Annotated in this window: 27 protein-coding genes; all 27 read left to right on the forward strand. The window is 36.3% G+C overall.

Annotation, left to right across the window (positions count from 1 at the left end; genetic code table 11):
• Positions 1-129: 129 nt before the first annotated feature.
• Positions 130-402, forward strand: a complete 273-nt coding sequence (gene rpsP / locus HNR27_RS16125) for a 30S ribosomal protein S16 (RefSeq protein WP_212919615.1) — start codon at positions 130-132, stop codon at positions 400-402.
• A 14-nt stretch (positions 403-416) separates the two neighbouring features.
• Positions 417-644 (forward strand): KH domain-containing protein, encoded by a 228-nt coding sequence (locus HNR27_RS16130; protein WP_212919616.1) that lies wholly within the window; start codon positions 417-419, stop codon positions 642-644.
• Positions 645-813: 169 nt separating this feature from the next.
• Positions 814-1203 (forward strand): YlqD family protein, encoded by a 390-nt coding sequence (locus tag HNR27_RS16135; RefSeq protein ID WP_212919617.1) that lies wholly within the window; start codon positions 814-816, stop codon positions 1201-1203.
• 13 nt (positions 1204-1216) lie between these two features.
• Positions 1217-1732 (forward strand): ribosome maturation factor RimM, encoded by a 516-nt coding sequence (gene rimM, locus HNR27_RS16140; RefSeq protein WP_212919618.1) that lies wholly within the window; start codon positions 1217-1219, stop codon positions 1730-1732.
• Positions 1732-2466 (forward strand): tRNA (guanosine(37)-N1)-methyltransferase TrmD, encoded by a 735-nt coding sequence (gene trmD / locus HNR27_RS16145; RefSeq protein WP_212919619.1) that lies wholly within the window; start codon positions 1732-1734, stop codon positions 2464-2466. Before rimM ends, trmD begins: the two co-directional genes overlap by 1 nt.
• A gap of 184 nt (positions 2467-2650) precedes the next feature.
• A complete protein-coding gene (gene rplS / locus HNR27_RS16150) occupies positions 2651-2995 on the forward strand; it encodes a 50S ribosomal protein L19 (RefSeq protein WP_212919620.1) in 345 nt (114 codons plus the stop codon).
• A gap of 153 nt (positions 2996-3148) precedes the next feature.
• Complete coding sequence (lepB, locus tag HNR27_RS16155) at positions 3149-3697, forward strand: signal peptidase I (protein WP_212919621.1); 549 nt, start codon at positions 3149-3151, stop codon at positions 3695-3697.
• 7 nt (positions 3698-3704) lie between these two features.
• Positions 3705-4559 carry a ribosome biogenesis GTPase YlqF gene (gene ylqF, locus HNR27_RS16160; protein WP_429340508.1) on the forward strand — a complete coding sequence of 285 codons (855 nt, stop codon included), beginning with the start codon at positions 3705-3707 and terminating at the stop codon, positions 4557-4559.
• 79 nt (positions 4560-4638) lie between these two features.
• Positions 4639-5412 (forward strand): ribonuclease HII, encoded by a 774-nt coding sequence (gene rnhB, locus HNR27_RS16165; protein ID WP_429340509.1) that lies wholly within the window; start codon positions 4639-4641, stop codon positions 5410-5412.
• Position 5413: 1 nt separating this feature from the next.
• The gene (locus HNR27_RS16170) at positions 5414-7141 is read left to right on the forward strand and encodes a hypothetical protein (protein WP_429340510.1); all 1728 of its coding nucleotides are present in this window, start codon (positions 5414-5416) and stop codon (positions 7139-7141) included.
• Positions 7138-7419 carry an EscU/YscU/HrcU family type III secretion system export apparatus switch protein gene (locus HNR27_RS16175; protein ID WP_212919625.1) on the forward strand — a complete coding sequence of 94 codons (282 nt, stop codon included), beginning with the start codon at positions 7138-7140 and terminating at the stop codon, positions 7417-7419. The genes HNR27_RS16170 and HNR27_RS16175 overlap by 4 nt, the downstream gene beginning before the upstream one ends.
• A 91-nt stretch (positions 7420-7510) precedes the next feature.
• Positions 7511-8677, forward strand: coding sequence for an ADP-forming succinate--CoA ligase subunit beta (gene sucC / locus HNR27_RS16180; RefSeq protein WP_429340511.1), 1167 nt, complete (start codon positions 7511-7513; stop codon positions 8675-8677).
• Between the two features lie 55 nt (positions 8678-8732).
• Positions 8733-9635: a succinate--CoA ligase subunit alpha gene (gene sucD / locus HNR27_RS16185; protein WP_212919627.1), complete on the forward strand. Its 903-nt coding sequence runs from the start codon at positions 8733-8735 to the stop codon at positions 9633-9635.
• A gap of 105 nt (positions 9636-9740) precedes the next feature.
• Positions 9741-10655: a DNA-processing protein DprA gene (dprA, locus tag HNR27_RS16190; RefSeq protein WP_429340512.1), complete on the forward strand. Its 915-nt coding sequence runs from the start codon at positions 9741-9743 to the stop codon at positions 10653-10655.
• Between the two features lie 212 nt (positions 10656-10867).
• A complete protein-coding gene (topA, locus tag HNR27_RS16195; protein ID WP_429340513.1) occupies positions 10868-12946 on the forward strand; it encodes a type I DNA topoisomerase in 2079 nt (692 codons plus the stop codon).
• Positions 12947-13369: 423 nt separating this feature from the next.
• Positions 13370-14284, forward strand: coding sequence for a tyrosine recombinase XerC (gene xerC, locus HNR27_RS16200; RefSeq protein WP_429340514.1), 915 nt, complete (start codon positions 13370-13372; stop codon positions 14282-14284).
• A 17-nt stretch (positions 14285-14301) separates the two neighbouring features.
• On the forward strand, positions 14302-14847 hold the full coding sequence (gene hslV, locus HNR27_RS16205) for an ATP-dependent protease subunit HslV (protein ID WP_212919631.1): 546 nt from the start codon (positions 14302-14304) through the stop codon (positions 14845-14847).
• A gap of 18 nt (positions 14848-14865) precedes the next feature.
• Positions 14866-16260 carry an ATP-dependent protease ATPase subunit HslU gene (gene hslU / locus HNR27_RS16210; protein ID WP_429340515.1) on the forward strand — a complete coding sequence of 465 codons (1395 nt, stop codon included), beginning with the start codon at positions 14866-14868 and terminating at the stop codon, positions 16258-16260.
• Positions 16261-16288: 28 nt separating this feature from the next.
• Positions 16289-17068, forward strand: a complete 780-nt coding sequence (gene codY, locus HNR27_RS16215; RefSeq protein WP_212919633.1) for a GTP-sensing pleiotropic transcriptional regulator CodY — start codon at positions 16289-16291, stop codon at positions 17066-17068.
• 352 nt (positions 17069-17420) lie between these two features.
• Complete coding sequence (gene flgB / locus HNR27_RS16220) at positions 17421-17816, forward strand: flagellar basal body rod protein FlgB (RefSeq protein WP_429340516.1); 396 nt, start codon at positions 17421-17423, stop codon at positions 17814-17816.
• A gap of 2 nt (positions 17817-17818) precedes the next feature.
• A complete protein-coding gene (flgC, locus tag HNR27_RS16225) occupies positions 17819-18274 on the forward strand; it encodes a flagellar basal body rod protein FlgC (protein WP_429340517.1) in 456 nt (151 codons plus the stop codon).
• 11 nt (positions 18275-18285) lie between these two features.
• Positions 18286-18588 (forward strand): flagellar hook-basal body complex protein FliE, encoded by a 303-nt coding sequence (gene fliE / locus HNR27_RS16230; RefSeq protein WP_429340518.1) that lies wholly within the window; start codon positions 18286-18288, stop codon positions 18586-18588.
• A gap of 162 nt (positions 18589-18750) precedes the next feature.
• Positions 18751-20316, forward strand: coding sequence for a flagellar basal-body MS-ring/collar protein FliF (gene fliF / locus HNR27_RS16235; protein WP_429340519.1), 1566 nt, complete (start codon positions 18751-18753; stop codon positions 20314-20316).
• 12 nt (positions 20317-20328) lie between these two features.
• The gene (gene fliG / locus HNR27_RS16240; RefSeq protein WP_212919638.1) at positions 20329-21342 is read left to right on the forward strand and encodes a flagellar motor switch protein FliG; all 1014 of its coding nucleotides are present in this window, start codon (positions 20329-20331) and stop codon (positions 21340-21342) included.
• Entirely contained in the window at positions 21335-22069 is a 735-nt protein-coding gene (gene fliH / locus HNR27_RS16245) for a flagellar assembly protein FliH (protein WP_429340520.1), read from the forward strand. The genes fliG and fliH overlap by 8 nt, the downstream gene beginning before the upstream one ends.
• Positions 22066-23385: a flagellar protein export ATPase FliI gene (fliI, locus tag HNR27_RS16250; protein ID WP_212919640.1), complete on the forward strand. Its 1320-nt coding sequence runs from the start codon at positions 22066-22068 to the stop codon at positions 23383-23385. The genes fliH and fliI overlap by 4 nt, the downstream gene beginning before the upstream one ends.
• Positions 23385-23831 carry a flagellar export protein FliJ gene (gene fliJ, locus HNR27_RS16255; RefSeq protein WP_244853325.1) on the forward strand — a complete coding sequence of 149 codons (447 nt, stop codon included), beginning with the start codon at positions 23385-23387 and terminating at the stop codon, positions 23829-23831. Before fliI ends, fliJ begins: the two co-directional genes overlap by 1 nt.
• Positions 23832-23837: the final 6 nt, after the last annotated feature.

Raw genomic sequence — 23837 nt, forward strand, 5'->3', positions numbered from 1 at the left:
CAACCAGCATTTATTGATAATGTTTAAAAATAGTATAAAAAACAAGATGTAATGTAAAAACACTTTACAGACTAAAAACTTTCTGTTAAAATCAATTCTTGTGAGAACATAATAATGGAGGTGCAAGTAATGGCAGTAAAAATTCGTTTAAAACGTATGGGTTCTAAAAGAAATCCATTCTATCGTATTGTTGTAGCTGATTCACGTTCTCCTCGTGACGGACGTTCTATTGAGCAAATTGGAACTTATAACCCTGTAGTTGATCCAGTTGAAGTTAAAATAGATGAAGCAAAAGCACTTGATTGGATGGCAAAAGGTGCTAAGCCAAGTGATACAGTACGTAATTTATTTTCTAAAGAAGGCATCATGAAGAAATTCCACGAACAAAAAACTAATAAGTAAAGTAGTGTGATATCATGAAAGCCCTAATTGAATCGATTGTTACACCATTAGTTGATTATCCAGAGGATGTTAATGTGACAGAAAGAGAAGAGGAAACTAAAATTGTTTATCATCTCACTGTCAATCAGAATGACGTTGGTAAGGTAATTGGCAAAAATGGCCGTATCGCTAAAGCGATTCGTACTGTGGTTTATGCAGCCAAAACGGATGCAAATAAACGAATCTATCTAGATATCATGTGAGGGAAAGGGAAACCTTTCCCTTTTTACTCATTCTCCTACAGGTGATTACACCGTCTAGAGAAACAATTTAAATTTTCACTTCACGAAAACACAATAACTTCTGTTCTAGTAGTGCTGGAATAGATTTCAATTTTTCTATTAGAGGTATGATTGAGAGTGAGGAATTTAAATGAATATCATAAAAAAGGTAGTCATTAAACAGGTCATTACTGAAAATAGTAAATCAGCTTTAAAACAAAAATTCAATAATCAAAAAATGCGTCTTGAACAAGAGTGTCAACAGCTGTTATTTGAACAGCGAAAATTACAAAATAAAAAAGGTATCTCTAAGCAACAGCTTCAAAGTCGTTTTCAGCAAGAAATCAAAAAACGGAAAGAAAAAATCAACCTTATCGTCTTTAAAATAGAACAACTAGAAATGCTCGATATTGGAAGTGAAATTGTGGAGGGTGAAGTTGAGGCTCTTGTTGAAGTGAATGTTGGTACGCATTGGAATGAATTAATAGAACAAACAGCAATCGTTATAAAAGATGACATTGTAATTCGGATTGATAAATAGTGGGTGAGATAGAATGAATGAAAAAATGTACACGGTAGGAAAGATTATTAATACACATGGAATACGTGGCGATGTAAAGGTTTTGCGTATCAGTGATTTTGATGAACGATTTAATATTGGGAATACGCTTTACCTGGTAAGTGATCAGAAAAAGATAGAAGAACTGATTATCGATGGACATCGGATACACAAGGGATATGATTTAATACATTTTCAAGGGTTAAATAATATTAACGATGTAGAGCATTTTAAAGGCTCTTTTTTAAAAATTACAGAATCCCAGCTAACTGAATTAGAAGAAAATGAATATTACTATCATGAGATAATTGGCTGTGAAGTGTATACAACCTCTGGTGAAGCAGTCGGACATATAAAAGAAATCCTATCACCGGGTGCCAATGATGTTTGGGTAGTTCAGCGACAAAGCGGGAAGGATATACTGATTCCATACATCGAGGATGTTGTTCTTGAAATCGATGTGGAAGGAAAGAAAGTAGTAATTGAACCAATGGAAGGATTGCTAGAGTAATGCATATTGATATATTAACGCTATTTCCAGAAATGATTGAAGGCGTGTTTAATACATCCATACTAAAGAAGGCTCAGGATAAAAATAGCTTTAGCTACCAACTGGTTAATTTTCGCGATTATACAACCAACAAACATCATAAAGTGGACGATTATCCATACGGTGGTGGAGCTGGGATGGTCTTAGCACCACAGCCTATTTTTGATGCTATGGAAGCAATTACGAAAAAAAGGCCCTCTAAACCTCGAGTTTTATTAATGTGTCCTCAGGGTGAGAGATATACGCAGAAGAAAGCTGAAGAACTGTCGAGAGAAGAGCATTTAATCATTATATGTGGTCATTATGAGGGGTACGATGAACGTATCCGAGAACATTTAGTTACTGATGAAATCTCCATTGGAGATTATGTATTAACTGGTGGAGAGCTAGGTGCAATGGTAGTAGTGGATAGTATCGTTAGATTGTTGCCTGATGTACTAGGCAATAGTGAGTCAGCTCCGATGGACTCGTTTTCATCTGGTTTATTAGAGCATCCTCACTATACGAGACCAGCTGATTTTAGGGGAATGAGGGTTCCAGATGTGCTACTTTCAGGGGACCATGCAAAAATCGATGCTTGGAGACATAGAGAATCACTAAAGAGAACACTTCAACGTCGTAAGGACTTATTAAACAATTATCCTCTTTCGGAAGAAGATAGATTGATTCTAAAGGAAATAATGGACGATAAATAAGGAAGATGTCGTATGGATTTACATTACATCTTCGTCGTAGAAAAATAAAAAATAAAAGATTGAAGTCTACTTCTTGTTATGGTATATTATTTATTGTGCTTAAGTGCGCTTAAGTGCTTATAAACGATGTTCCGCTGTTACATAACGTGTAATAAGAGCATTGGTTTGGAAGGAGTGAAGCAGGATGCAAAAATTAATCGAAGAAATCACAAAAGATCAACTTCGTACTGATCATCCTGATTTCCGCCCAGGAGATACTGTTAAAGTTCACGTTAAGGTAGTAGAAGGAACTCGTGAACGTATCCAGGTTTTCGAAGGTGTCGTTATTAAACGTCAAAACGGTGGAATCAGCGAGACATTTACTGTAAGAAAAATTTCTTATGGTGTTGGTGTAGAACGTACTTTCCCAGTACATTCACCTCGTGTTGATAAAATTGAAGTTACTCGCCGCGGTATTGTTCGTCGTGCGAAACTTTACTATCTTCGTAACCTACGCGGAAAAGCAGCGCGTATTAAAGAGCGTCGATAAGAAAAGAATACAAAATCAAAAGTTAGAAAGGAGCTTGGTACATGTTCAAGCTCCTTTTTACTTAAGAAAATCCTTCAGCCAGTTTCATAAGGGATAAAAGAATGATAATATTAATAATGTCATCCATATTGTAGGTTTTGGAGGTTCTAGAAAATGGCAAAGACAAAAGAAAAAAGTGATTGGTTTGATTGGGTTAAAGCCTTATTAATAGCATTTGTATTAGCTTTTCTCGTTAGAACATTTCTTTTCACACCAATAGTTGTCGATGGCCCATCTATGCAGCCAACACTACATAATCGTGACCAAATGATAGTAAATAAATTTATTTATCGTATTGATGAACCAGAAAGATTTGATATTGTTGTTTTTCATGCGAATGATCAAAAGGACTTTATAAAACGAGTTATTGGGCTGCCTGGTGATCATGTAGCATATAAGGACAATGTTTTATACATAAATGGACAACCTATAAAGGAAAAGTTTTTTCAAGATGATAATATAGTAATGACATATGATTTTACGTTAGAAGAAGTTACCGGGAATTATTCAACCGTTCCCGAAGGACATGTCTTTGTATTAGGAGATAACCGTACGAATTCTACTGACAGTAGAATACTTGGACCGATACCAATTGATCAAATAGTTGGGAAGGCGAGTGTCATTTATTGGCCATTTGATCGTATGCAGTTGTTAGGAGAGTAGATTTTATATGACAATTCAGTGGTTTCCAGGACATATGGCAAAAGCAAGAAGGGAAATTGAAGAAAGACTGAAGTTAGTTGACTTTGTCATGGAGCTAGTCGATGCAAGGGCACCACTATCTTCGCAAAACCCAATGCTCCAGCAAATATTACAGCAAAAATCAAAAATGATGTTACTCATGAAGCGTGATTTAGCAGATGCAAAAATTACGGAAGATTGGATAGCTTATTTTAAAGAGAGAGGTATTCCCGCATTAGCCGTAAACGTAAATGATAAGGCTGATATTAGTCGTGTAATTCAGCTCGCAAAAGAATTAGGACAGCAAAAATTAGAAAAAATGATTAAAAAGGGTATTAAACCTAGACCAGCTAGGGCTATGATTGTGGGTATACCGAATGTAGGAAAGTCAACTTTAATTAATCGGCTAGCAAATAAGAAAATTGCTAAGGTTGGAGACAGGCCTGGTGTCACGAAACAGCAGCTTTGGATAAAAGTGAAAAAGGATTTTGAATTACTTGATACGCCTGGAATCCTTTGGCCTAAATTTGAGGATCAGATCGTCGGCTATCGATTAGCTGCTATTGGTACGATTAAAGACCAATTATTGTCATTGCAAGATATCGTTGCTTTTGTTATTCGCTATTTACAAGAGAATTACCCTAGCCTTTTGCTGGAACGGTACCAAATAGAAGTCTCGGAGGATGATATGCTGGAAGTTTTTATCCAAATTGGTAAGCTTCGAGGTGCCTTAGAAAGCGGGGGAAATGTTAATTTTGATAAGGTTGCTGAAATTGTACTACGTGATTTAAGGACTGGTAAACTTGGAAATATTACCCTAGAAAAACCAGTAACGGAAGAATAAGGCATCCATCAATTTAGATGGATGTCTTTTCTTTTTTCTAATTCTGCCGATATAGAACATAAGGGAAAGGAAATTAAAAATGAAAGCTCAATCTATTAATGAAATAAAGGCATTGTTTCAAGCAGGGAAGCTAAAAGAAGCGGACATTCTGACGTTAAAAAACGATCAGCGCAAAGGCGTTCAACAGATTGTCTCGTCCTATGAAAAACAATTATTGAAAGAGAAAGCGTTAGAGCAACTTTTCCAAGAAATGAGTACATATGAAAGAGTTAGCTATGAAAAAGGAAAATATCTAGTAGCTGGGGTTGATGAAGCGGGAAGAGGCCCACTTGCTGGACCTGTTGTGGCTGCAGCGGTGATACTACCAAGAGATTTTAAGTTACTAGGTTTAAATGATTCTAAGCAATTATCTGAACAAAAAAGGGAAGAGTACTTTGCTGTAATTAAAGAGGAAGCTATAAGCTATGGAATTGCAATAATAGATAATCAAACAATAGACAATCTAAATATTCTTGAAGCAACCAAAATGGCAATGCATAAAGCAATAGGTCAATTACAACCTCCAGCTGAGCATATATTAATAGATGCTGTTCAACTTGAGAATCTACATTGTTCATCTGAATCTATTATTAAAGGTGATGCGAATAGCATTTCAATTGCAGCTGCTAGCATATTGGCAAAAGTAACTCGAGATCGTATCATGAAGGAAATTGATAAACAATATCCGATGTATGATTTTCGATCGAATATGGGCTATGGTACAAAAGCTCATTTGGAAGGATTACAAATGTACGGAATATCACCATATCATCGTCAATCATTTGCACCTGTTCGCGATTGTCAAAAAGGATAAAGTGAGGTGTTTTAAGCTGAATATACAACAAGTAATGGGAAAAGTGATTGCAAATCTGAGACAAGATGGTCAAGCTTTAAGACCTGGTCAAATTGTACAAGGGAAAATAGTAGCGATTTATCCAAATAATAAAGCTCAGATTCAGCTCGGGACAACATTATTGATTGCCCAATTAGAGGCAGCATTGGAGGTTGGTGCTAAGTATCATTTTCAAGTTCAGGAGGGAAGAGAAATTCCTCAATTAAAGGTAATTGGAGAGGCCCTAAGACAGTCACAGCTCAGTAACGCTGAAAGTCTCTTACAGCAATTTGGAATAAAACCAACAAAAGGCAATGCAGAATTCGTTGAGCTTTTATTACAACAGAAAATCCCCTTTGAGAAAGACCAGTTACAGCAAGCAGTGTTGTTATTAGATCGCGCAGGAAACAGGTTATTAGCTCAGCAGGTATTACTAGAAATGTTTTCTAATAGGATGCCGATAACACCGAATATTTATCTCTCCCTATTTTTAAGGGAAAGTAATGAATTTTATAGTCAGCTTCTTTTACTTGAACAGACGCTTCAACAAGAACAGAAACTCAATCACCAAGTAAAGCAGCAATTAATGACACTGTTAGCTCGATATACAGGGAGTTCAGAGAATTACAAATTAGAATTAGTTCAGCGACTGACAGATAACCCAGCAACATTTAACTTTTTAAAAGCAATTCGTTTCATTAATCGTGACATGCAATATTCAGATTGGGGACAACAGTTACAGCAAACAAATAAACAGGATGCTAGTGTTATGGTTACTGAGTATAATCATAATAGGATTTTACAAGTGCTAACGAATATTTTACCTAAAGCCCCAGTAATCCGCGATCAGGCAGCTTTATTTCTACAAACATGGGGAAATTTACTACATGAAAGTGTTACCAAGGGAATGGCATTACCTGAAGAGCAGTTTGGAAAACTTACATATGACTTACAGCAAACAATGAGAACTGTTGCACAACAAGTAGATTTTCAGGTCCTTAATACTCCAAAGGATTTGCGAAATATTATTATTGATCTAGAGATTTTAGCAAACCAGGAGAACCAAACAAAAATAGGTGAACATCATACTAGAATATTAAAGGATTTATTTTTGGAACAAACAAGAAATGTTCTAACTCAATCTGGTTTAAATTATGAAAAAGTAATTCACCAGGAGGAAATGAATCCTCAGCATACATTAAAAGGCTTGGTAACTCAATTAATGCAACTATCTGATGGTAATACGCAGGAAGTGGCTACAAGGTTGTTACATTTTATGAATGGTGTCCAATTACAATCTATTCAGGAATCTGACAATTTTTTACAAGCGCAATTAGTTATTCCAGCGGGTAAATTTGGGCTAAGCTCCGATATTGAATTGTCCTTTGAGGGTACTAAAAATAAAGATGGAGAGTTGAATAAAGAGTTTTGTAGAATTATGTTCTTTTTAGATTTGAGTCATATTGAAAAAACAGTGATTGATATGCACGTTCAAAAGCGTACTATATCCTTGACGATATTAAATGATTATCCAATAGATGAAACCATCCATCATTTAAAATCTGGATTAAAAGAAGGTTTGGCAAAAATTGATTACCAGTTAACATCCGTTACATATAAACCATTATCGAATAATCAATTAGCTGACAAAAAGGATAATATTCCTGAAAAACAGCATGAAACCTATCGAGGAGTTGATTATCGGATATGAAACTAAAAAGACAAAAGGCAGTAGCATTATCATATGACCCGAGAAAAGATTATGCGCCTAAGGTGACGGCAACAGGGAAGGGACTAATTGCTGAAGAGATTATTCAGAAAGCGAAAGAAAATCAGATTCCTATTATGGAAGACCATACACTTGTCGAATTACTAGCAGAGTTAGATATTAATGAAAAAATCCCTAAAGAGCTTTATCATGCAGTGGCTGAAGTCTTTGCTTTTATTTATCGAACTGATCAACGATTTGAAGGGATTAAGAAAGACTAGTATTTCCGACATATTTTTTACTCTTTTCTTGTGCAATTTTCTGTTTTTTAATACAATAAAAATGCAGTGAATTTTGATGGGAGGACAAAGAATGAATATTCATGAGTATCAAGGGAAAGAAATTTTACGCAAATATGGTGTAAAAGTTCCTAATGGATATGTTGCATATACAGTAGATGAAGCTGTAGAGGCAGCGGAGAAATTAGGCACTTCTGTTACTGTAGTAAAAGCACAAATTCACGCAGGTGGCCGCGGTAAAGCGGGCGGTGTTAAGGTAGCTAAGAATTTAGATGAAGTTCGTACATATGCAAATGAAATTCTTGGTAAAACCCTTGTAACACATCAAACTGGCCCTGAAGGTAAAGAAGTGAAACGTCTTTTAATTGAAGAGGGCTGTGATATTAAGAAAGAGTATTATATTGGTGTAGTACTTGATCGTGCTACCTCTCGAGTTGTCATGATGGGCTCTGAAGAGGGTGGTACTGAAATTGAAGAGGTGGCAGCGAAGACACCTGAAAAAATCTTCAAAGAAGTTATTGACCCTGTTGTTGGTTTATCCGGATATCAAGCTCGTAGACTAGCATTTAATATGAATATTCCAGATGAATTAATTAATAAAGCAGTGAAATTCATGTCTGGCCTTTATCAAGCATTTGTAGAAAAAGATTGTTCGATCGCAGAAATCAACCCACTTGTTACAACAGGTGATGGAGAAGTATTAGCACTAGATGCAAAATTAAACTTTGATGATAACGCTTTATATCGTCAAAATGATGTAGTGGAATATCGTGATTATGATGAAGAAGATGAAAAGGAAATCGAAGCATCTAAGTATGACCTTAGCTATGTTGCATTAGATGGTAATATCGGTTGTATGGTTAATGGTGCAGGGCTTGCAATGTCAACAATGGATATTATTAAATTCTATGGCGGCGAACCGGCTAACTTTTTAGATGTTGGGGGCGGTGCAACTGCTGAAAAGGTTACAGAAGCGTTTAAAATCATTTTGTCCGATAAAAATGTAAAAGGTATTTTTGTCAATATCTTTGGCGGCATTATGAAGTGTGATGTTATAGCTGAAGGTGTTGTAGAAGCTACAAAACAAGTAGGATTAAATTTACCTTTAGTTGTTCGTCTAGAAGGAACGAATGTTGACCTAGGTAAGAAAATTCTAAACGAATCTGGGTTAAATATTATTCCTGCTGATTCTATGGCTGATGGTGCAGAAAAAATTGTATCTTTAGTAAAAGGTGCATAATCGGATAATAAATCTTGTATATTAATAGACTAGTTTTTGGAAAGGACGGACGAAAATGAGTGTTTATGTTAATAAAGATACAAAAGTAATTGTCCAAGGTATCACTGGTGGTACTGCTAGATTCCACACCAAGCAAATGCTTGAGTATGGCACTAAAATAGTTGGTGGTGTGACACCAAAAAAAGGCGGTACAGAGGTTGAAGGTGTACCTGTATTTAATACTGTGAAGGAAGCGGTAGATGCAACAGGTGCAACTGCATCTGTAATATATGTTCCTGCTCCTTTTGCCGCAGATGCAATTTTAGAAGCAGTAGATGCAGAGCTAGACCTAGTTATTTGTATTACAGAGCATATTCCAGTCCTAGATATGGTTAAAGTAAAGCGTTATATGGAAGGTAAGAAAACGCGTTTAGTAGGACCAAACTGTCCAGGTGTCATCACTCCTGGTGAATGTAAGATCGGAATTATGCCAGGATATATCCATACAAAAGGGCATATTGGAGTTGTATCTCGTTCTGGAACATTAACATATGAAGCAGTTCATCAATTATCTCAAGCTGGCTATGGTCAAACTACAGCAGTAGGAATCGGTGGAGACCCTGTAAACGGTACTAATTTCATTGATGTACTAAAAGCATTTAATGAAGACCCAGAAACATATGCAGTCGTAATGATTGGTGAAATTGGAGGTACTGCAGAAGAAGAGGCTGCTGAGTGGGTTAAAGCAAATATGACAAAACCAGTAGTAGGCTTCATAGGTGGAGCAACAGCACCTCCAGGAAAACGAATGGGCCATGCTGGAGCAATTATCTCTGGTGGTAAAGGTACCGCAGAAGAGAAAATACGTGTGATGAATGAATGCGGAATTGAAGTTGCTGAAACACCAGCGGTTATTGGAGAAACAATGATTCGTGTTCTTAAGGAAAAAGGATTAGCTGAAAAATGTAAAACTCACTAATACCTTTTAGGTAATTTTCACTAATATTTTTTCTCGAAATGAAAAGGAATCTAAAAGAGTTAATTCTTTTAGATTCCTTCCTTAATATAGAAAGGAAGTGAAGCTTTGCTAATAAATCGTAAAATTAGACTTATACATCTTCATCGATGTCGAGGCATATCACGCCAAAAACTCCGTAGGCTCCTTCAAATTGATCCTTCCCTTAAAAATGTCTTTCAGTTATCCTCCTCACAGTTAAGTAGATATCTTTCCACTAACCAAGAAAAATCTGAATTACTATACCAAGATTTACATAATGAAAAGATAATACAAGATATTTATCGTGATCAAAAACGATATTCGATTATTACTATACTTGACGATAACTATCCTCCTATGTTAAAAGCTATTAAGGATGCCCCAATCGTGTTATATGCAGCTGGGAATTTATCCCTATTAACATCTGCCCCCTTATTAAGTGTAATTGGTACTAGAAAGCCATCTCCTTTGGCATATCCTAATATGAAATTTATCGTAACGCCACTAGTTCAGCAGAAATGGGTCATTGTTAGTGGAATGGCTAGGGGGATAGACAGCTATGCCCATAGATTGGCACTCCTTCATAAAGGGAAAACAATAGCCGTATTAGGTAGTGGATTTCATCATGTATATCCACAAGAAAATAGTATGCTATTCAAGCATATTACTCAAAATGGACTAGCTATATCAGAATATCCGCCTAATGTTAGACCAAAGCCTTATCACTTCCCCGAAAGAAATCGTATAATAAGTGGGTTGTCATTTGGTACACTTGTAATCGAAGCAACCGAAAAAAGTGGGACATTAATAACAGTTGATCAAGCTTTAGATCAAGGCAGGGAGGTATATGCCGTACCAGGACCACCTTATATTCTAGAATCAAAGGGTTGTCTGCAATTGATACAAGACGGAGCAAAACTTGTCCAAACCTATGAAGATATATTTTTAGACTGGGAAATTTTGAAGGATAATTGGTACCACATTACAGGAATTTTGAAATAAAGTTATATTGTATGTTTGACAAATGAAGCGTATATATTTAATATTAGTGAGGATTTAATGAAGAAGTTTATTATTGAATAGAAAGTTAAAACTGAAAATATTGACATTTTAATTATCTATTCTTACATTAAGATGTATAGCACTTTTTAGGACACGAAGGATTTAGGATTACTTGTACTAGATTTTCGTTACCTCAGTTAAGGAGGAATAGAATGGCTGACTATCTCGTAATTGTTGAATCGCCTGCAAAAGCTAAAACAATTGAACGATACTTGGGAAAAAAATATAAAGTAAAAGCTTCCATGGGACATGTTATTGACTTACCGAAGAGTCAAATGGGAGTTGATGTAGAAGATGGATATAAGATAAAGTATATTACCATTCGAGGTAAAGGTGATATTTTAAAGGATTTGAAGAAATCTGCGAAAAAAGCGAAAAAAGTATTTCTTGCTGCCGACCCGGATCGTGAGGGTGAGGCGATTGCTTGGCATTTAGCTCATGCACTTAATGTTGATGAGAACTCTCAATGTCGAGTAGTATTTAATGAAATTACGAAGGATGCGATTAAGGATTCATTTAAAAATCCAAGGTCGATAGATACGGACCTTGTTGATGCTCAGCAAGCAAGGAGAGTACTTGACCGTTTAGTCGGTTATAATATTAGTCCTTTATTATGGAAAAAAGTGAAAAAAGGACTAAGTGCTGGGCGCGTTCAATCTGTTGCATTAAAACTAATAATAGATAGAGAAAATGAAATTAATAATTTTAACCCAGAAGAGTACTGGTCCATTGAAGGGGTTTTTAAAAAAGGAAAAGATACATTTGAGGGCTCCTTTTACGGAATGGATGGTAAGAAATTAGAGCTTAATTCCGAAGAGGATGTAAAAAAAATACTAGATATAATGGTGGATAAAAAGTTTTCTGTTGATAATGTGGTTAAAAAAGAAAGAAAACGAAATCCTGCAAAACCATTTACAACCTCATCCTTGCAACAGGAAGCAGCTAGAAAACTAAACTTCCGTGCTAAGAAAACAATGATGATTGCCCAGCAGCTGTATGAAGGAATAGATTTAGGGAAATCGGCAGGCGGTATTACTGGTTTAATAACATATATGCGTACTGACTCAACACGTATATCGGAAACTGCAAAACAGGAAGCGAAAGGGTTTATTGAACAAACCTATGGCGCATCGTATCTCGGTGAAAACAAAGCTGAAAAACAAAAAGGGAATGCACAAGATGCACACGAAGCCATTCGCCCTACTTCCATACTACGAGAACCTGGCATGCTAAAAGATAAACTTTCAAGAGATCAGCTTCGTCTATATAAATTGATTTGGGAACGTTTCTTGGCAAGCCAAATGGCACCAGCAATCCTAGATACGATGACTGTCAAAATGCTGAATAATAATGTAGAATTTCGTGCAACAGGCTCTACAGTCAAATTCAAAGGATTTATGAAAGTCTATATAGAGGGATCAGATGATAATCAAAAAGAAGAGAATAGGATGCTACCTGATTTAGAAGCGGGTATGGAAATTAATGCTGAAGAAATTAATCCAAATCAGCATTTTACACAGCCACCTCCACGTTATACAGAGGCAAGACTTGTAAAAACGATGGAGGAATTAGGAATTGGAAGACCTTCTACTTACGCACCAACAATTGACACGATACAACGTCGTGGCTATGTCACACTAGATAATAAACGATTTGTTCCTACTGAACTGGGAATTATTGTAATAGAATCCTTAAAAGAGTTTTTCCCTGAAATTATTGATGCAGACTTTACAGCTAAAATGGAAAATGATTTAGATGCGATAGAAGAGGGAAAGATAGAGTGGGTTAATATTGTTGATGACTTTTACAATGGCTTCCAAAAGCGATTAGCAAAAGCAGAAGAGGAAATGGATAAAGTTGAGATAAGAGATGAGCCTGCAGGAGTCACTTGTGAGAACTGTGGTCATGAAATGGTTTATAAAATGGGGCGATATGGCAAATTCCTAGCTTGCTCAAACTTTCCAGATTGTCGCAACACAAAGCCGATTCTAAAGGACATAGGTGTAACCTGTCCAAAATGTAAAGAAGGCAATGTAGTAGAAAGAAAATCCAAAAAACAACGATTATTTTATGGTTGTGATCGATTTCCAGAGTGTGACTTTGTCTCTTGGGATAAACCGATTGCAAGGCCATGTCCAAAATGTGATTCTTTACTCGTTGAAAAACGCGGGAAGAAAGAAACGCAAATTGTATGTACCAACTGTGATTATAAAGAAAATAGTCAAGGGTAATAAAGAGTCACTCAGGTTTCTGAGTGACTCTATTTAGCATAATCATAGGAAAAGTTTGATATTGGATTATCAAGGGAAAGAAAGTAATATAGCTTTTGATTATAATTTTTGGATAATTGGTAAAAATAATGTGTATAAAGTTAATTCGCAATATTTGAAGGTATCGAATTATGTCGAAAAATGAAGACTTCTTCGTTGACTAATTATTTCGTAATCGCTATAATAAAGCATTGGTAAGCGAATGTACTTGACACTATTATATACTAGAATTGGTTTATCATGTAAGATAATGCTTCAAAAATAGTCACGAATGGGTAGGTATTGCAATCAATTCAGAATTTTGTTACAATTTTGTTAAATTTATTGCATTTCCGCCTCTGTGTATGGTATATTTTTAAATGGCTGTCAAGTTGAGGTGAGGATTTGGAACGCTTTGGTGAATATCAACAGTTGTTTACAGAATATCTTCAAATAGAAAAAAATGCTTCACCATACACAATAGAATATTACCAACATGATTTGCAGGAGTTCTTGTCTTTTTTATTGCAAGAGGGAATTATTGTGTTACAAGATATTGACCAACAAACTGTTCGACTTTTCTTAACAACACTTTACAATAGAAAGTTATCGCGGAAATCGGTATCTAGAAAAATTTCTAGTTTACGAACATTTTATAAGTTTCTCGAGCGAGAGGAAATAGTAGATTCCAACCCTTTTATGGTAATTACATTACCTAAGGCAGCTAAAGCAATTCCGGGCTTCCTATATGAAGAAGAGATAGAAAAACTATTTGAAGTCAATGACTTAGCAGATCCCTTGGGTCAAAGGAATCAAGCTCTAATTGAAATTTTATATGGAACTGGAATCCGTGTAAGTGAATGTCAGCAGTTAAGGATTCGAGATATAGACTTTTCAATTGGTACGTTGCTTGTTAAAGGGAAGGGTAGAAAAGAGCGATACGTTCCATTCGGTACCTTTGCCGAAAAGGCACTTCAGGTATACATACAGGATGGTAGAAGGCAGCTACTTGAAAAGAACGGGACGAATGCTGAAGCTCTATTTCTAAACGCTAGAGGGAATTCTATCACAACAAGAGGAATTCGTTTAGTACTTGATAAAATGGTAGAAAAAGCAGCGCTAACTGTAAATGTTCACCCTCATAAGATCAGGCACACATTTGCGACTCATATGTTAAATGAAGGTGCAGACTTACGGACAGTTCAAGAGTTACTCGGACATGAAAATCTATCTACTACACAAATTTATACACATGTGACAAAGGATCATTTACGTAATATTTATTTAAATAGCCATCCGAGAGCTAAAAGTCGAGAATAACGGATGAGGTGATTTTATTGGCACAAGAAATTCATGCTACCACGATATTTGCCGTTCAGCATAAAGGTGAATGTGCTATGAGTGGTGATGGGCAAGTAACACTAGGCAATTCAGTTGTCATGAAGCATAAAGCAAAAAAAGTAAGAAGATTGTATAATGGTCAAGTGCTTGCAGGTTTTGCAGGATCTGTCGCAGACGCTTTTACCCTCTTCGAAAAATTTGAAGGGAAATTAGAGGCTTTTAATGGCAATCTGACAAGAGCAGCGGTTGAATTAGCACAAGAGTGGCGCAGTGATAAAGTACTTAGAAAGCTTGAAGCAATGTTAATTGTGATGAACAGAGAAAGTATGCTACTTATTTCTGGAACCGGTGAGGTAATCGAGCCGGATGATGGAATATTGGCTATTGGTTCAGGTGGAAATTATGCACTAAGTGCGGGTAGAGCTCTTGTATCCTATGCAGAGCATTTGTCAGCTAAAGATATTGCGCTTGCAGCAATGAAAATTGCCGGTGAAATTTGTGTGTTTACAAACGATCAGATTACTCTAGAGGTACTAGATTAATGAGGAGGCCATAAATAAATGGAAATGAACTTTACTCCGAGACAGATCGTGAATCAACTTGATAACTATATCATAGGTCAGCACAGTGCCAAAAAGTCAGTAGCGGTAGCTCTTCGGAATAGATATCGTCGAACATTACTAGACGATAAGTTACGAGATGAAATAGTCCCGAAAAACATTCTAATGATTGGTCCTACTGGTGTTGGTAAAACAGAAATAGCAAGAAGACTTGCCAAATTAGTTGGTGCACCATTTGTGAAGGTAGAGGCGACAAAGTTTACTGAGGTTGGATATGTGGGTCGAGATGTCGAATCCATGGTTCGTGATCTTGTGGAAATGTCCATGCGGATGGTCAAGGAAGAAAAGATGGAAAGTGTCAAAGACAAAGCGAAAGAAGAGGCAGACAAAAAGCTAGTAAAACTGCTTGTTCCTAAAGTTAAAAAGCAATCCACTATTACCAACCCATTTGAAATGCTTTTTTCTGGAGGAGGAGGTCATGAAGACTCTGATGAGAACGGTGAAAAGGATGAAGAGATTAAAAGTAAACGTAGTAGAATAGCACATCAACTAGCATTAGGGGAGTTAGAGGACACAATTGTAACAATTGAAATTGAAGAGGTTCCCCCTTCCATGTTCGACTTATTACAGGGGTCTGGTATGGAACAAATGGGAATGAATATGCAGGATGCATTAGGGCAATTTATGCCGAAAAAGAAAAAGAAACGTAAGCTACCTGTTTCCGAAGCGAGAAAAGTGTTAACCCAGCAAGAGGCACAGAAGTTGGTGGACATGGAGGAAGTTTCTCAGGAAGCAATAAAAAGGGCAGAGCAATCTGGAATCATTTTTATTGATGAAATTGATAAAGTTGCAGGAAAACATGACAACTCACCAAATGTTTCGCGTGAAGGAGTGCAACGAGATATTTTACCAATAGTTGAAGGATCAACAGTTGTAACAAAATATGGTCCTGTCAAAACGGATTATATGCTATTTATTGCTGCTGGGGCATTTCACATGGCAAAACCATCAGATTTAATACCAGAGCTACAAGGAAGGTTTCCAATTCGAGTAGAATTGGAAAAATTATCCATAGATGATTTTGTACGAATATTAAACGAACCTTCAAACGCTCTATTAAAGCAATATCAAGCTTTGCTAAAAACGGAAGGTATAAATGTCGTATTTACCGACAAAGCTGTTAATAGAATTGCTGAAATCGCTTATCAGGTCAACCAAGATACAGATAACATTGGTGCTAGGAGGCTTCATACAATACTAGAGAAGCTATTAGAGGATCTATCGTTTGAAGCACCGGACGTTTCTATGGAGACTGTGGAAATAACTCCTGAATACGTTGATCAAAAATTAAGCACAATTGTTAAGAATAAAGATTTAAGTCAATTTATCTTATAAAATATATTAAATGGAGGAAATCAGTAAAATGGAACTATTAGATCGCGCAAGAAAAATTAACTCAATGTTGCAAAAGGCTACAGGAAAATCAGTAAACTTTAATGACATGGCAGCATCTCTAACAGATGTTATCAAAGGAAATGTTTTCATTCTTAGCAGAAGAGGTAAGTTATTAGGTTATGCTATTAACCAGGAAATTGAGAATGAGCGCATGAAATCTATGCTGGAAGAGAGACAATTTCCAGAGGAATATACGGAAGGGCTATTTCATATTCATGAAACTACAGCTAACCTAGACATCGACAGTCAATATACTGTATTCCCAGTGGAGAATCGTGAATTATTTAAAACAGGTCTTACGACTATCGTTCCGATAATTGGAGGCGGAGAACGCTTAGGTACATTAATTATTGGTAGATTAAAGGAAAGCTTTAACAATGATGACTTACTGCTTGCTGAATACGGTGCTACAGTTGTAGGTATGGAAATCCTTCACGAAAAGACAGAGGAAATTGAAATGGAAGCTAGAAGTAAGGCAGTAGTGCAAATGGCTATCAGCTCACTTTCCTACAGCGAGCTAGAAGCTATTGATCATATTTTTGAAGAATTAAATGGACATGAAGGGCTTCTAGTAGCAAGTAAAATTGCTGACCGAGTAGGTATCACACGCTCCGTTATCGTAAACGCACTAAGAAAATTAGAAAGTGCTGGAGTTATTGAATCACGCTCACTTGGTATGAAAGGAACATATATCAAGGTACTAAATGATAAATTCTTAGTAGAATTAGATAGATTACGCTCTAGATAAATAATACTAGCGAGAGTAGGAAGTATGTAATTTATTTCTATCTGGTATATAACGTTATATAAGCTAAAAATCCTAGACCAAAAGGTCTAGGATTTTTTATTTTGAAAGATAATTTACTTCACTAAATTTTATCACTTGGTAGTATAACAAATTTCTACACCAATATTTGCTGTTGTTTTTGCAAATAGTTAATAATACCTAGTTATTTGCTACTGTTTTCGGTGTTAAAGGGTAAATAATGTCGAATTTTGATGGACTTTAAAGCGGATATAAATTACAATATTCGTATATAAATTATATTTTTTGACCGTCAATAATAAAAAAAGAAATTTATTAGGGAGGTTTGAAATAAATGGAGTTGTTTGGTGGGACGATTAATACATTACAGCAATCATTAAATTATGCTTCAGTTAAGAACCAGGCGATTACGTCCAATATTGCCAATGTTGACACACCTAATTATAAAGCAAGGGACGTTGTTTTTAAAGATATCCTTCAAAACGAAATTTCCAATTCTATTACAGCTAAACGCACACATCCTAAACATATCCCGTTTAGTAATGAATCAAATCAACCATATAAAATTGTGGTCAACCAGGATACTACCTACAATCACAATGGAAACAATGTCGATATTGACAAGCAAATGGCTGAATTAGCTCAGAATCAAATTTATTATCAAAGTTTAATTGAACGTATAAACGGTAAGTTTAATAGTTTACAAACGGTGATAAAAGGAGGTAGATAATCGTGTCAATATTTAATGCGTTTAATGCTAGTGCGAGTGCATTAACCGCCAATCGCTTGAGAATGGATGTTATCTCCTCAAATATGGCCAATGCAAATACGACCAGGGCAACAATAAATGAAAACGGAGAATATGAACCATATCGAAGAAAAATGGTAAATATAGAGCCTACAGATAAAAGCTTCCAATCTTTTCTTCAGAAAGCACAAAATAAATCTACTAGCCCTACTACAGGTGTGAAGGTTACAAGAATTGTAGAAGATGAAGAGCCTTTTAAATTAGTCTATGACCCTACACATCCTGATGCAAATGAAGAAGGATATGTACTTATGCCAAATGTAGATCCCTTAAAAGAAATGGTTGATCTAATGAGTGCAACAAGGTCATATGAAGCGAATATCACAGCACTAAATGCAAGTAAAAGTATGCTTATGAAGGCGCTAGAAATTGGTAGATAAGGAGAATTGTTATGAATCTCGGAGTTAATAGCATTACAAATACACCAATTGGTACTACTGTAAAAGAACAGGTCAAATCGCCTGGTGAGGCGCAAGCAAGCTTTGCAAATGTGTTTAAGAATGCCATTAACAATGTTAATGAATTACAGAATCTATCTGATCAGAAGACAGAGGCACTAGCATTAGGGCAAATTAATGACTTACACGATGTCATGATTACAGCTCAAAAGGCAAGTATTACATTAGAAGCAACTGTAGAGATTCAACGCAAAGTAATTGATGCATATAACGAGATTATGCGAATGCAAGTGTAGTCTTCTTATAAATATATCGGAAGATTTACCATTTATTTAAAGTTTACATTTAAAATACATAATAATTTTATAGGCTTGATGGATGAAAAACTATGGTACCAGTTATGTTTAAGGAAACCATAGTTTCTACAATTATTGTTTTGGAATTTGGCGGGGGAGTACATGAACGAAAAAATAATGAAATTTACAGATAAGGCAAAAACCTTTTGGTCAAATCGATCAAAGGGTCAAAAGGGAATAATAATTGGTTCTTCGATTGCAGTTATTGTATTAATAGCAGTTATTTCATTATTTGCGACGAAATCTAATTATGTACCATTATATAGAAATCTATCCGTGCAAGAGGTAGGGCAAATCAAGTCAGAATTAGACGCTAGAGGAATCCCGTATGAATTGCAAGATGCTGGGAAAACAATCTTAGTGCCAGATGAGCAAGCAGATAGCTTATTGGTTGACTTAGCGGTACAAGGTATTCCTGATAGTGGAAATATTGATTATTCCTTTTTTAGTAAGAATGCTTCTTGGGGTATAACGGATAATGAATTCAATGTAATGAAATTAGATGCGATGCAAACGGAGTTAGCAAACTTAATTAAACGCATTGATGGAATTAATGATGCAACCGTAATGATAACAATGCCGAAGGAACCAGTTTTCGTAAGTGAGTCAACACAGCCAACAAGTGCTGCCATTATGATAGAGACTGCACCCGGATATAAATTCCAGGGGAATCAAATCAATGCTCTATACCAATTAGTATCTAAGGCGGTTCCGAACTTAGAACCGGAGAACATTAGTATTATGAATCAATACTTTGAATACTATGACCAAAACGCACAAAATGCTTCTGGATATGAAGATGCCTATGCTTACCAACAAACTGTCAAGCAGGATATTGAACGTGATATTCAAAGAAGACTGCAGCAAATGCTTGGTACGATGGTAGGAATGAACAATGTGATTGTTTCAGTGACAGCAGATGTTGATTTCACAAAAGAAAATCGTGTGGAAGAAATCATTGAGCCGGTCGACCCCGAAAGTATGGAGGGCTTACCAGTTAGTGTGGAAACAATACGTGAAACGTATACTGGTAATGGAGCTGCAGCTGGCGGGATAGCTGGTGCAGGTGATGAGGATATTGCTAATTATCCAGGTGGAGAAGAAGGCGATAATGGTGAATATGAATATGTAAAAGAAACTGTAAATAATGAATTCAACCGTATTCATAAAGAAATAGCAGAGGCACCTTATAAGGTTCGTGATTTAGGAATACAGGTTGCTGTAAATAAAAATGACTTAGATGCGCAACAGCAAATGACAGTAGAACAAGGAATTACCTCTATCTTAAATTCGATTATCACAACTTCAATTGATGGACAGGATGGAGAGGTTATTCCTGATGAAAAAACATCGATTGTATTCCAAGAATTCAATGGAAGTAATGCCTTACAGAAAGATCCAGGGTTTAAAATCCCACTATGGCTATACATTGTTGGTGGGATCTTGCTACTAGTAATTGTCATCTTAATTATTCTGCTAATGGTTAGAAGGCCAAAAGCAGATGAAGAAATTGAAGAAGATTATATAGATACTTTAACGGAAACAGTTCCTGATATTGAAGTGGAAGATAATGACATGATACAGCGTAAGAAACAATTAGAAAAACTAGCGAAAGATAAACCAGAAGAATTTGCGAAATTACTTCGTGGCTGGATTGGGGAAGATTAGGGAGGTAGTAAAGTGGCTAGGCAACAAACAAAGTTAACAGGTAGACAAAAAGCAGCTATTCTCTTAATCTCTCTAGGGCCAGATGTTTCCGCTCAAGTATATAAGCATCTAACTGAAGAAGAGATTGAGAAGCTCAGTCTAGAAATTTCATCTGTTAAAAAAGTAGATACAGGTATGAAGGAAGAGGTAGTTGATCAATTTCATCAAATTGCTCTTGCACAAGACTATATATCACAAGGCGGTATAGGTTATGCTAAAACAGTTTTAGAAAAAGCGTTTGGTGAACAGGAAGCAAATAATATCATTAATCGACTGACATCCTCTTTACAGGTCAGGCCATTTGATTTTGCTCGAAAAGCTGATCCACAGCAAGTATTGAATTATATTCAGAGTGAGCATCCACAAACGATTGCACTAGTTTTATCTTATTTAGACCCTGAACAAGCAGGTCAAATTTTATCTGCCTTACCTCAGGAAATGCAAGCTGATATCGCTAAGAGAATAGCTACAATGGATTCAACTTCACCAGAAATTATTAGTCAGGTGGAAGAGGTGCTTGAGCGAAATATTTCATCATCCTTTACAGAAGACTATACGCAAACTGGTGGTATTCAAGCTGTTGTAGAAGTGCTTAACGGTGTTGACCGAAGCACAGAGCGAACTATTTTGGATGCATTGGAAATACAGGATCCAGAGCTTGCAGATGAAATTAAAAAGCGGATGTTTGTATTTGAGGATATTGTTATTCTGGATAATCGGGCAATACAACGAGTTATTCGTGAAGTCGAAAATGAAGATTTACGTCTAGCACTTAAGGTAGCAAGTGAAGAAGTGAAGGAAATTGTTTTCAAAAATATGTCACAACGCATGGCTGAAACCTTTAAGGAAGAAATGGAATATATGGGTCCTGTTAGGTTACGTGATGTAGAGGAAGCACAGACTCGAATCGTAGCTTCGATAAGAAGATTAGAGGACATTGGCGAGATTGTAATAGCTCGTGGTGGAGGAGACGATATCATTGTTTAGTTCCGAACCCCAATCGAAACGTATAATTCAGCTTAAACCGATTCAGCGTCCAATTCAGGATAATGCTGATGATACGCTACTTCAATCAAAGTTGGCCCAGCTTGAGGGGGCGAAAGAGGAACTTGAATTAGTTCAACAACAGCAATTAAAAGTTCTTGAAGAGACAGAGAAACAAATCGAAGAGCAGCTTGAAAATTGGGAGCAAGAAAAATTAGCTCTAATTGAACAGGCTAATGAAGCGGGTTATCAAGCGGGATTTGAGCAAGGGAAAGCAGAAAGTCTTTTCCAATTTAAACAATTAATCGAACAAGCTAATTCTATTATTCTAGCAACTAAAAAGGACTATGAAGCCACTTTGGAAAAAAGTGAAGAATCAATGCTTATGCTAGCAATTAAAGTGGCAGAGAAGATTATGAAACAAAAGCTTAGCGAGGAGCCAGAATCATTTTTACCTATTGTCAAGGATGCGATTCAAGCCATAAAGGATCAACGAGTTCTTTCTATATACCTTAGCCCTTCTAATTATGAATATGTACTTGCTCAAAAGAGTGAGCTGGAAAGGGTTCTTGATTCGAGTGCTGAACTGTCAATTTTAGTCAATGAAAGCCTTCAAGATGGCAGTTGTGTGATCGAACATCCATTTGGGAGAATCGATGCAAGCATTGACACACAGTTAAGTCAAGTTAAACAAGTATTATATGAACTTGTAATGGAGCAGGGAGAATGAAGCTATCAATTTACCAAACAGTAATTGAAGAAGCAGATTTATACAAACGCTACGGAAAGGTTCAGCGCGTAATTGGTATCATGATTGAATCTATCGGCCCCGCAGCAAACATCGGAGAGGTCTGCTATATTCACTCTAGTATTAAAAACAACAGAAAGCCTGTTCTAGCAGAAGTTGTAGGATTTAATAATGAAAATATTATATTAATGCCCTATAACGAGGTGTCTGAAATTGGACCAGGCTGCTTAGTAGAGTCTACTGGGAAGCCATTAACTGTAAAAGTTGGTAGAGGTCTTATTGGTAAAGTAGTTGATTCTCTAGGAACTCCACTTGATGGCTCACCCTTACCAAAAGGCTTGACCAGCTATCTGACCGAACAATCACCACCAAATCCTATGTCTAGACCAACTATATCTGAACCAATACAAGTCGGAGTTAAGGCAATAGATTCACTACTTACAGTTGGTAGAGGACAGCGAATCGGGTTATTTGCTGGTAGTGGTGTAGGAAAGAGTACATTACTTGGCATGATTGCTAGAAACAGTAAAGCTGATATAAATGTCATTGCACTAATTGGTGAGCGGGGAAGAGAAGTAAATGAATTTATTGAAAAGGACTTAGGTCCTGAGGGGTTAGAAAAGTCCATAGTTGTTGTAGCAACATCTGATCAACCTGCACTCATGAGAATTAAAGGAGCATATACCGCAACGGCAATTAGCGAGTACTTTCGTGATTTGGGCTATAACGTTAATCTCATGATGGATTCCGTAACGCGTGTGGCAATGGCACAACGAGAAATTGGTCTTGCAACTGGTGAGCCTCCAACGACAAAGGGATATACACCTTCTGTTTTTTCTGTTTTGCCAAAGCTTCTTGAACGAACAGGCACGAACAAGAATGGAACGATTACTGCGTTTTATACGGTATTGGTTGATGGGGATGATATGAATGAACCAATTGCTGATACAGTAAGAGGTATATTGGATGGTCACTTTGTAATGGATCGAAAATTAGCGGAGCAAGGGCAATATCCCGCTATTAACACGTTAAAATCCATTAGCAGGGTCATGAATCAGGTCGTTTCAGAAGAACAATTGAAATTAGCACAAGAAGTAAGGACTCTACTTGCTAAATATGAGGAGAATAAGGATCTTATCCAGATTGGTGCTTACAAACGTGGCTCTGATAATGAAATTGATAAGGCGATTAAATATCATCCTCAAATAATGACATTTCTAAAGCAAAGCATTTATGAAAAATTAACATTTGAGGAAACAGTAGAAAAACTTAAGGATGTGCTAAATGGGGGTAATTGATGATGGCAGGAACAGCTGTCTTATCAAAAATACTAGATATTAGAGAACGAGAGAAAAAAGATGCACAGATTGATTATTACAAAGCTGTTGATGTATTTGAGGATATCGCAACGAAGCTTTTCAATCTATTACAAAAAAAAGAAGCAGCTGAGGCAGCCTATGAAGAAGCTCTTCTTTCTAGTATGCATCTTGATTTTATTCAAGATCAGCTAACATACATAGATACCTTAACGAAACGGATTGATGAGCTACAGAAACAAGTACAACAGGCTCGTTCAATAATGGAATTTAAACAACAAAAACTTTCCGAAGCACATGTCGAAACAAAAAAGTTCGAAAAGATTATTGAAGTTCGTAACAACGAAGAGACAATAATGAGAAATAAAATGGAAGAATCCTTCATGAATGAATTGTCTATTCAACAATATCTTAGTCACAAAAAATAGGTGAGT

This window comes from Ornithinibacillus bavariensis (assembly GCF_050433565.1).
GTDB classification, from domain to species: domain Bacteria; phylum Bacillota; class Bacilli; order Bacillales; family Amphibacillaceae; genus Ornithinibacillus; species Ornithinibacillus bavariensis.

Bases quoted from the DNA above. Each gene is read 5' to 3' on its own strand.
- rpsP (WP_212919615.1), top strand. From the start codon at position 130: ATGGCAGTAAAAATTCGTTTAAAACGTATGGGTTCTAAAAGAAATCCA.
- HNR27_RS16130 (WP_212919616.1), top strand. From the start codon at position 417: ATGAAAGCCCTAATTGAATCGATTGTTACACCATTAGTTGATTATCCA.
- HNR27_RS16135 (WP_212919617.1), top strand. From the start codon at position 814: ATGAATATCATAAAAAAGGTAGTCATTAAACAGGTCATTACTGAAAAT.
- rimM (WP_212919618.1), top strand. From the start codon at position 1,217: ATGAATGAAAAAATGTACACGGTAGGAAAGATTATTAATACACATGGA.
- trmD (WP_212919619.1), top strand. From the start codon at position 1,732: ATGCATATTGATATATTAACGCTATTTCCAGAAATGATTGAAGGCGTG.
- rplS (WP_212919620.1), top strand. From the start codon at position 2,651: ATGCAAAAATTAATCGAAGAAATCACAAAAGATCAACTTCGTACTGAT.
- lepB (WP_212919621.1), top strand. From the start codon at position 3,149: ATGGCAAAGACAAAAGAAAAAAGTGATTGGTTTGATTGGGTTAAAGCC.
- ylqF (WP_429340508.1), top strand. From the start codon at position 3,705: ATGACAATTCAGTGGTTTCCAGGACATATGGCAAAAGCAAGAAGGGAA.
- rnhB (WP_429340509.1), top strand. From the start codon at position 4,639: ATGAAAGCTCAATCTATTAATGAAATAAAGGCATTGTTTCAAGCAGGG.
- HNR27_RS16175 (WP_212919625.1), top strand. From the start codon at position 7,138: ATGAAACTAAAAAGACAAAAGGCAGTAGCATTATCATATGACCCGAGA.
- sucC (WP_429340511.1), top strand. From the start codon at position 7,511: ATGAATATTCATGAGTATCAAGGGAAAGAAATTTTACGCAAATATGGT.
- sucD (WP_212919627.1), top strand. From the start codon at position 8,733: ATGAGTGTTTATGTTAATAAAGATACAAAAGTAATTGTCCAAGGTATC.
- topA (WP_429340513.1), top strand. From the start codon at position 10,868: ATGGCTGACTATCTCGTAATTGTTGAATCGCCTGCAAAAGCTAAAACA.
- hslU (WP_429340515.1), top strand. From the start codon at position 14,866: ATGGAAATGAACTTTACTCCGAGACAGATCGTGAATCAACTTGATAAC.
- codY (WP_212919633.1), top strand. From the start codon at position 16,289: ATGGAACTATTAGATCGCGCAAGAAAAATTAACTCAATGTTGCAAAAG.
- flgB (WP_429340516.1), top strand. From the start codon at position 17,421: ATGGAGTTGTTTGGTGGGACGATTAATACATTACAGCAATCATTAAAT.
- fliE (WP_429340518.1), top strand. From the start codon at position 18,286: ATGAATCTCGGAGTTAATAGCATTACAAATACACCAATTGGTACTACT.
- fliF (WP_429340519.1), top strand. From the start codon at position 18,751: ATGAACGAAAAAATAATGAAATTTACAGATAAGGCAAAAACCTTTTGG.
- fliI (WP_212919640.1), top strand. From the start codon at position 22,066: ATGAAGCTATCAATTTACCAAACAGTAATTGAAGAAGCAGATTTATAC.
- fliJ (WP_244853325.1), top strand. From the start codon at position 23,385: ATGATGGCAGGAACAGCTGTCTTATCAAAAATACTAGATATTAGAGAA.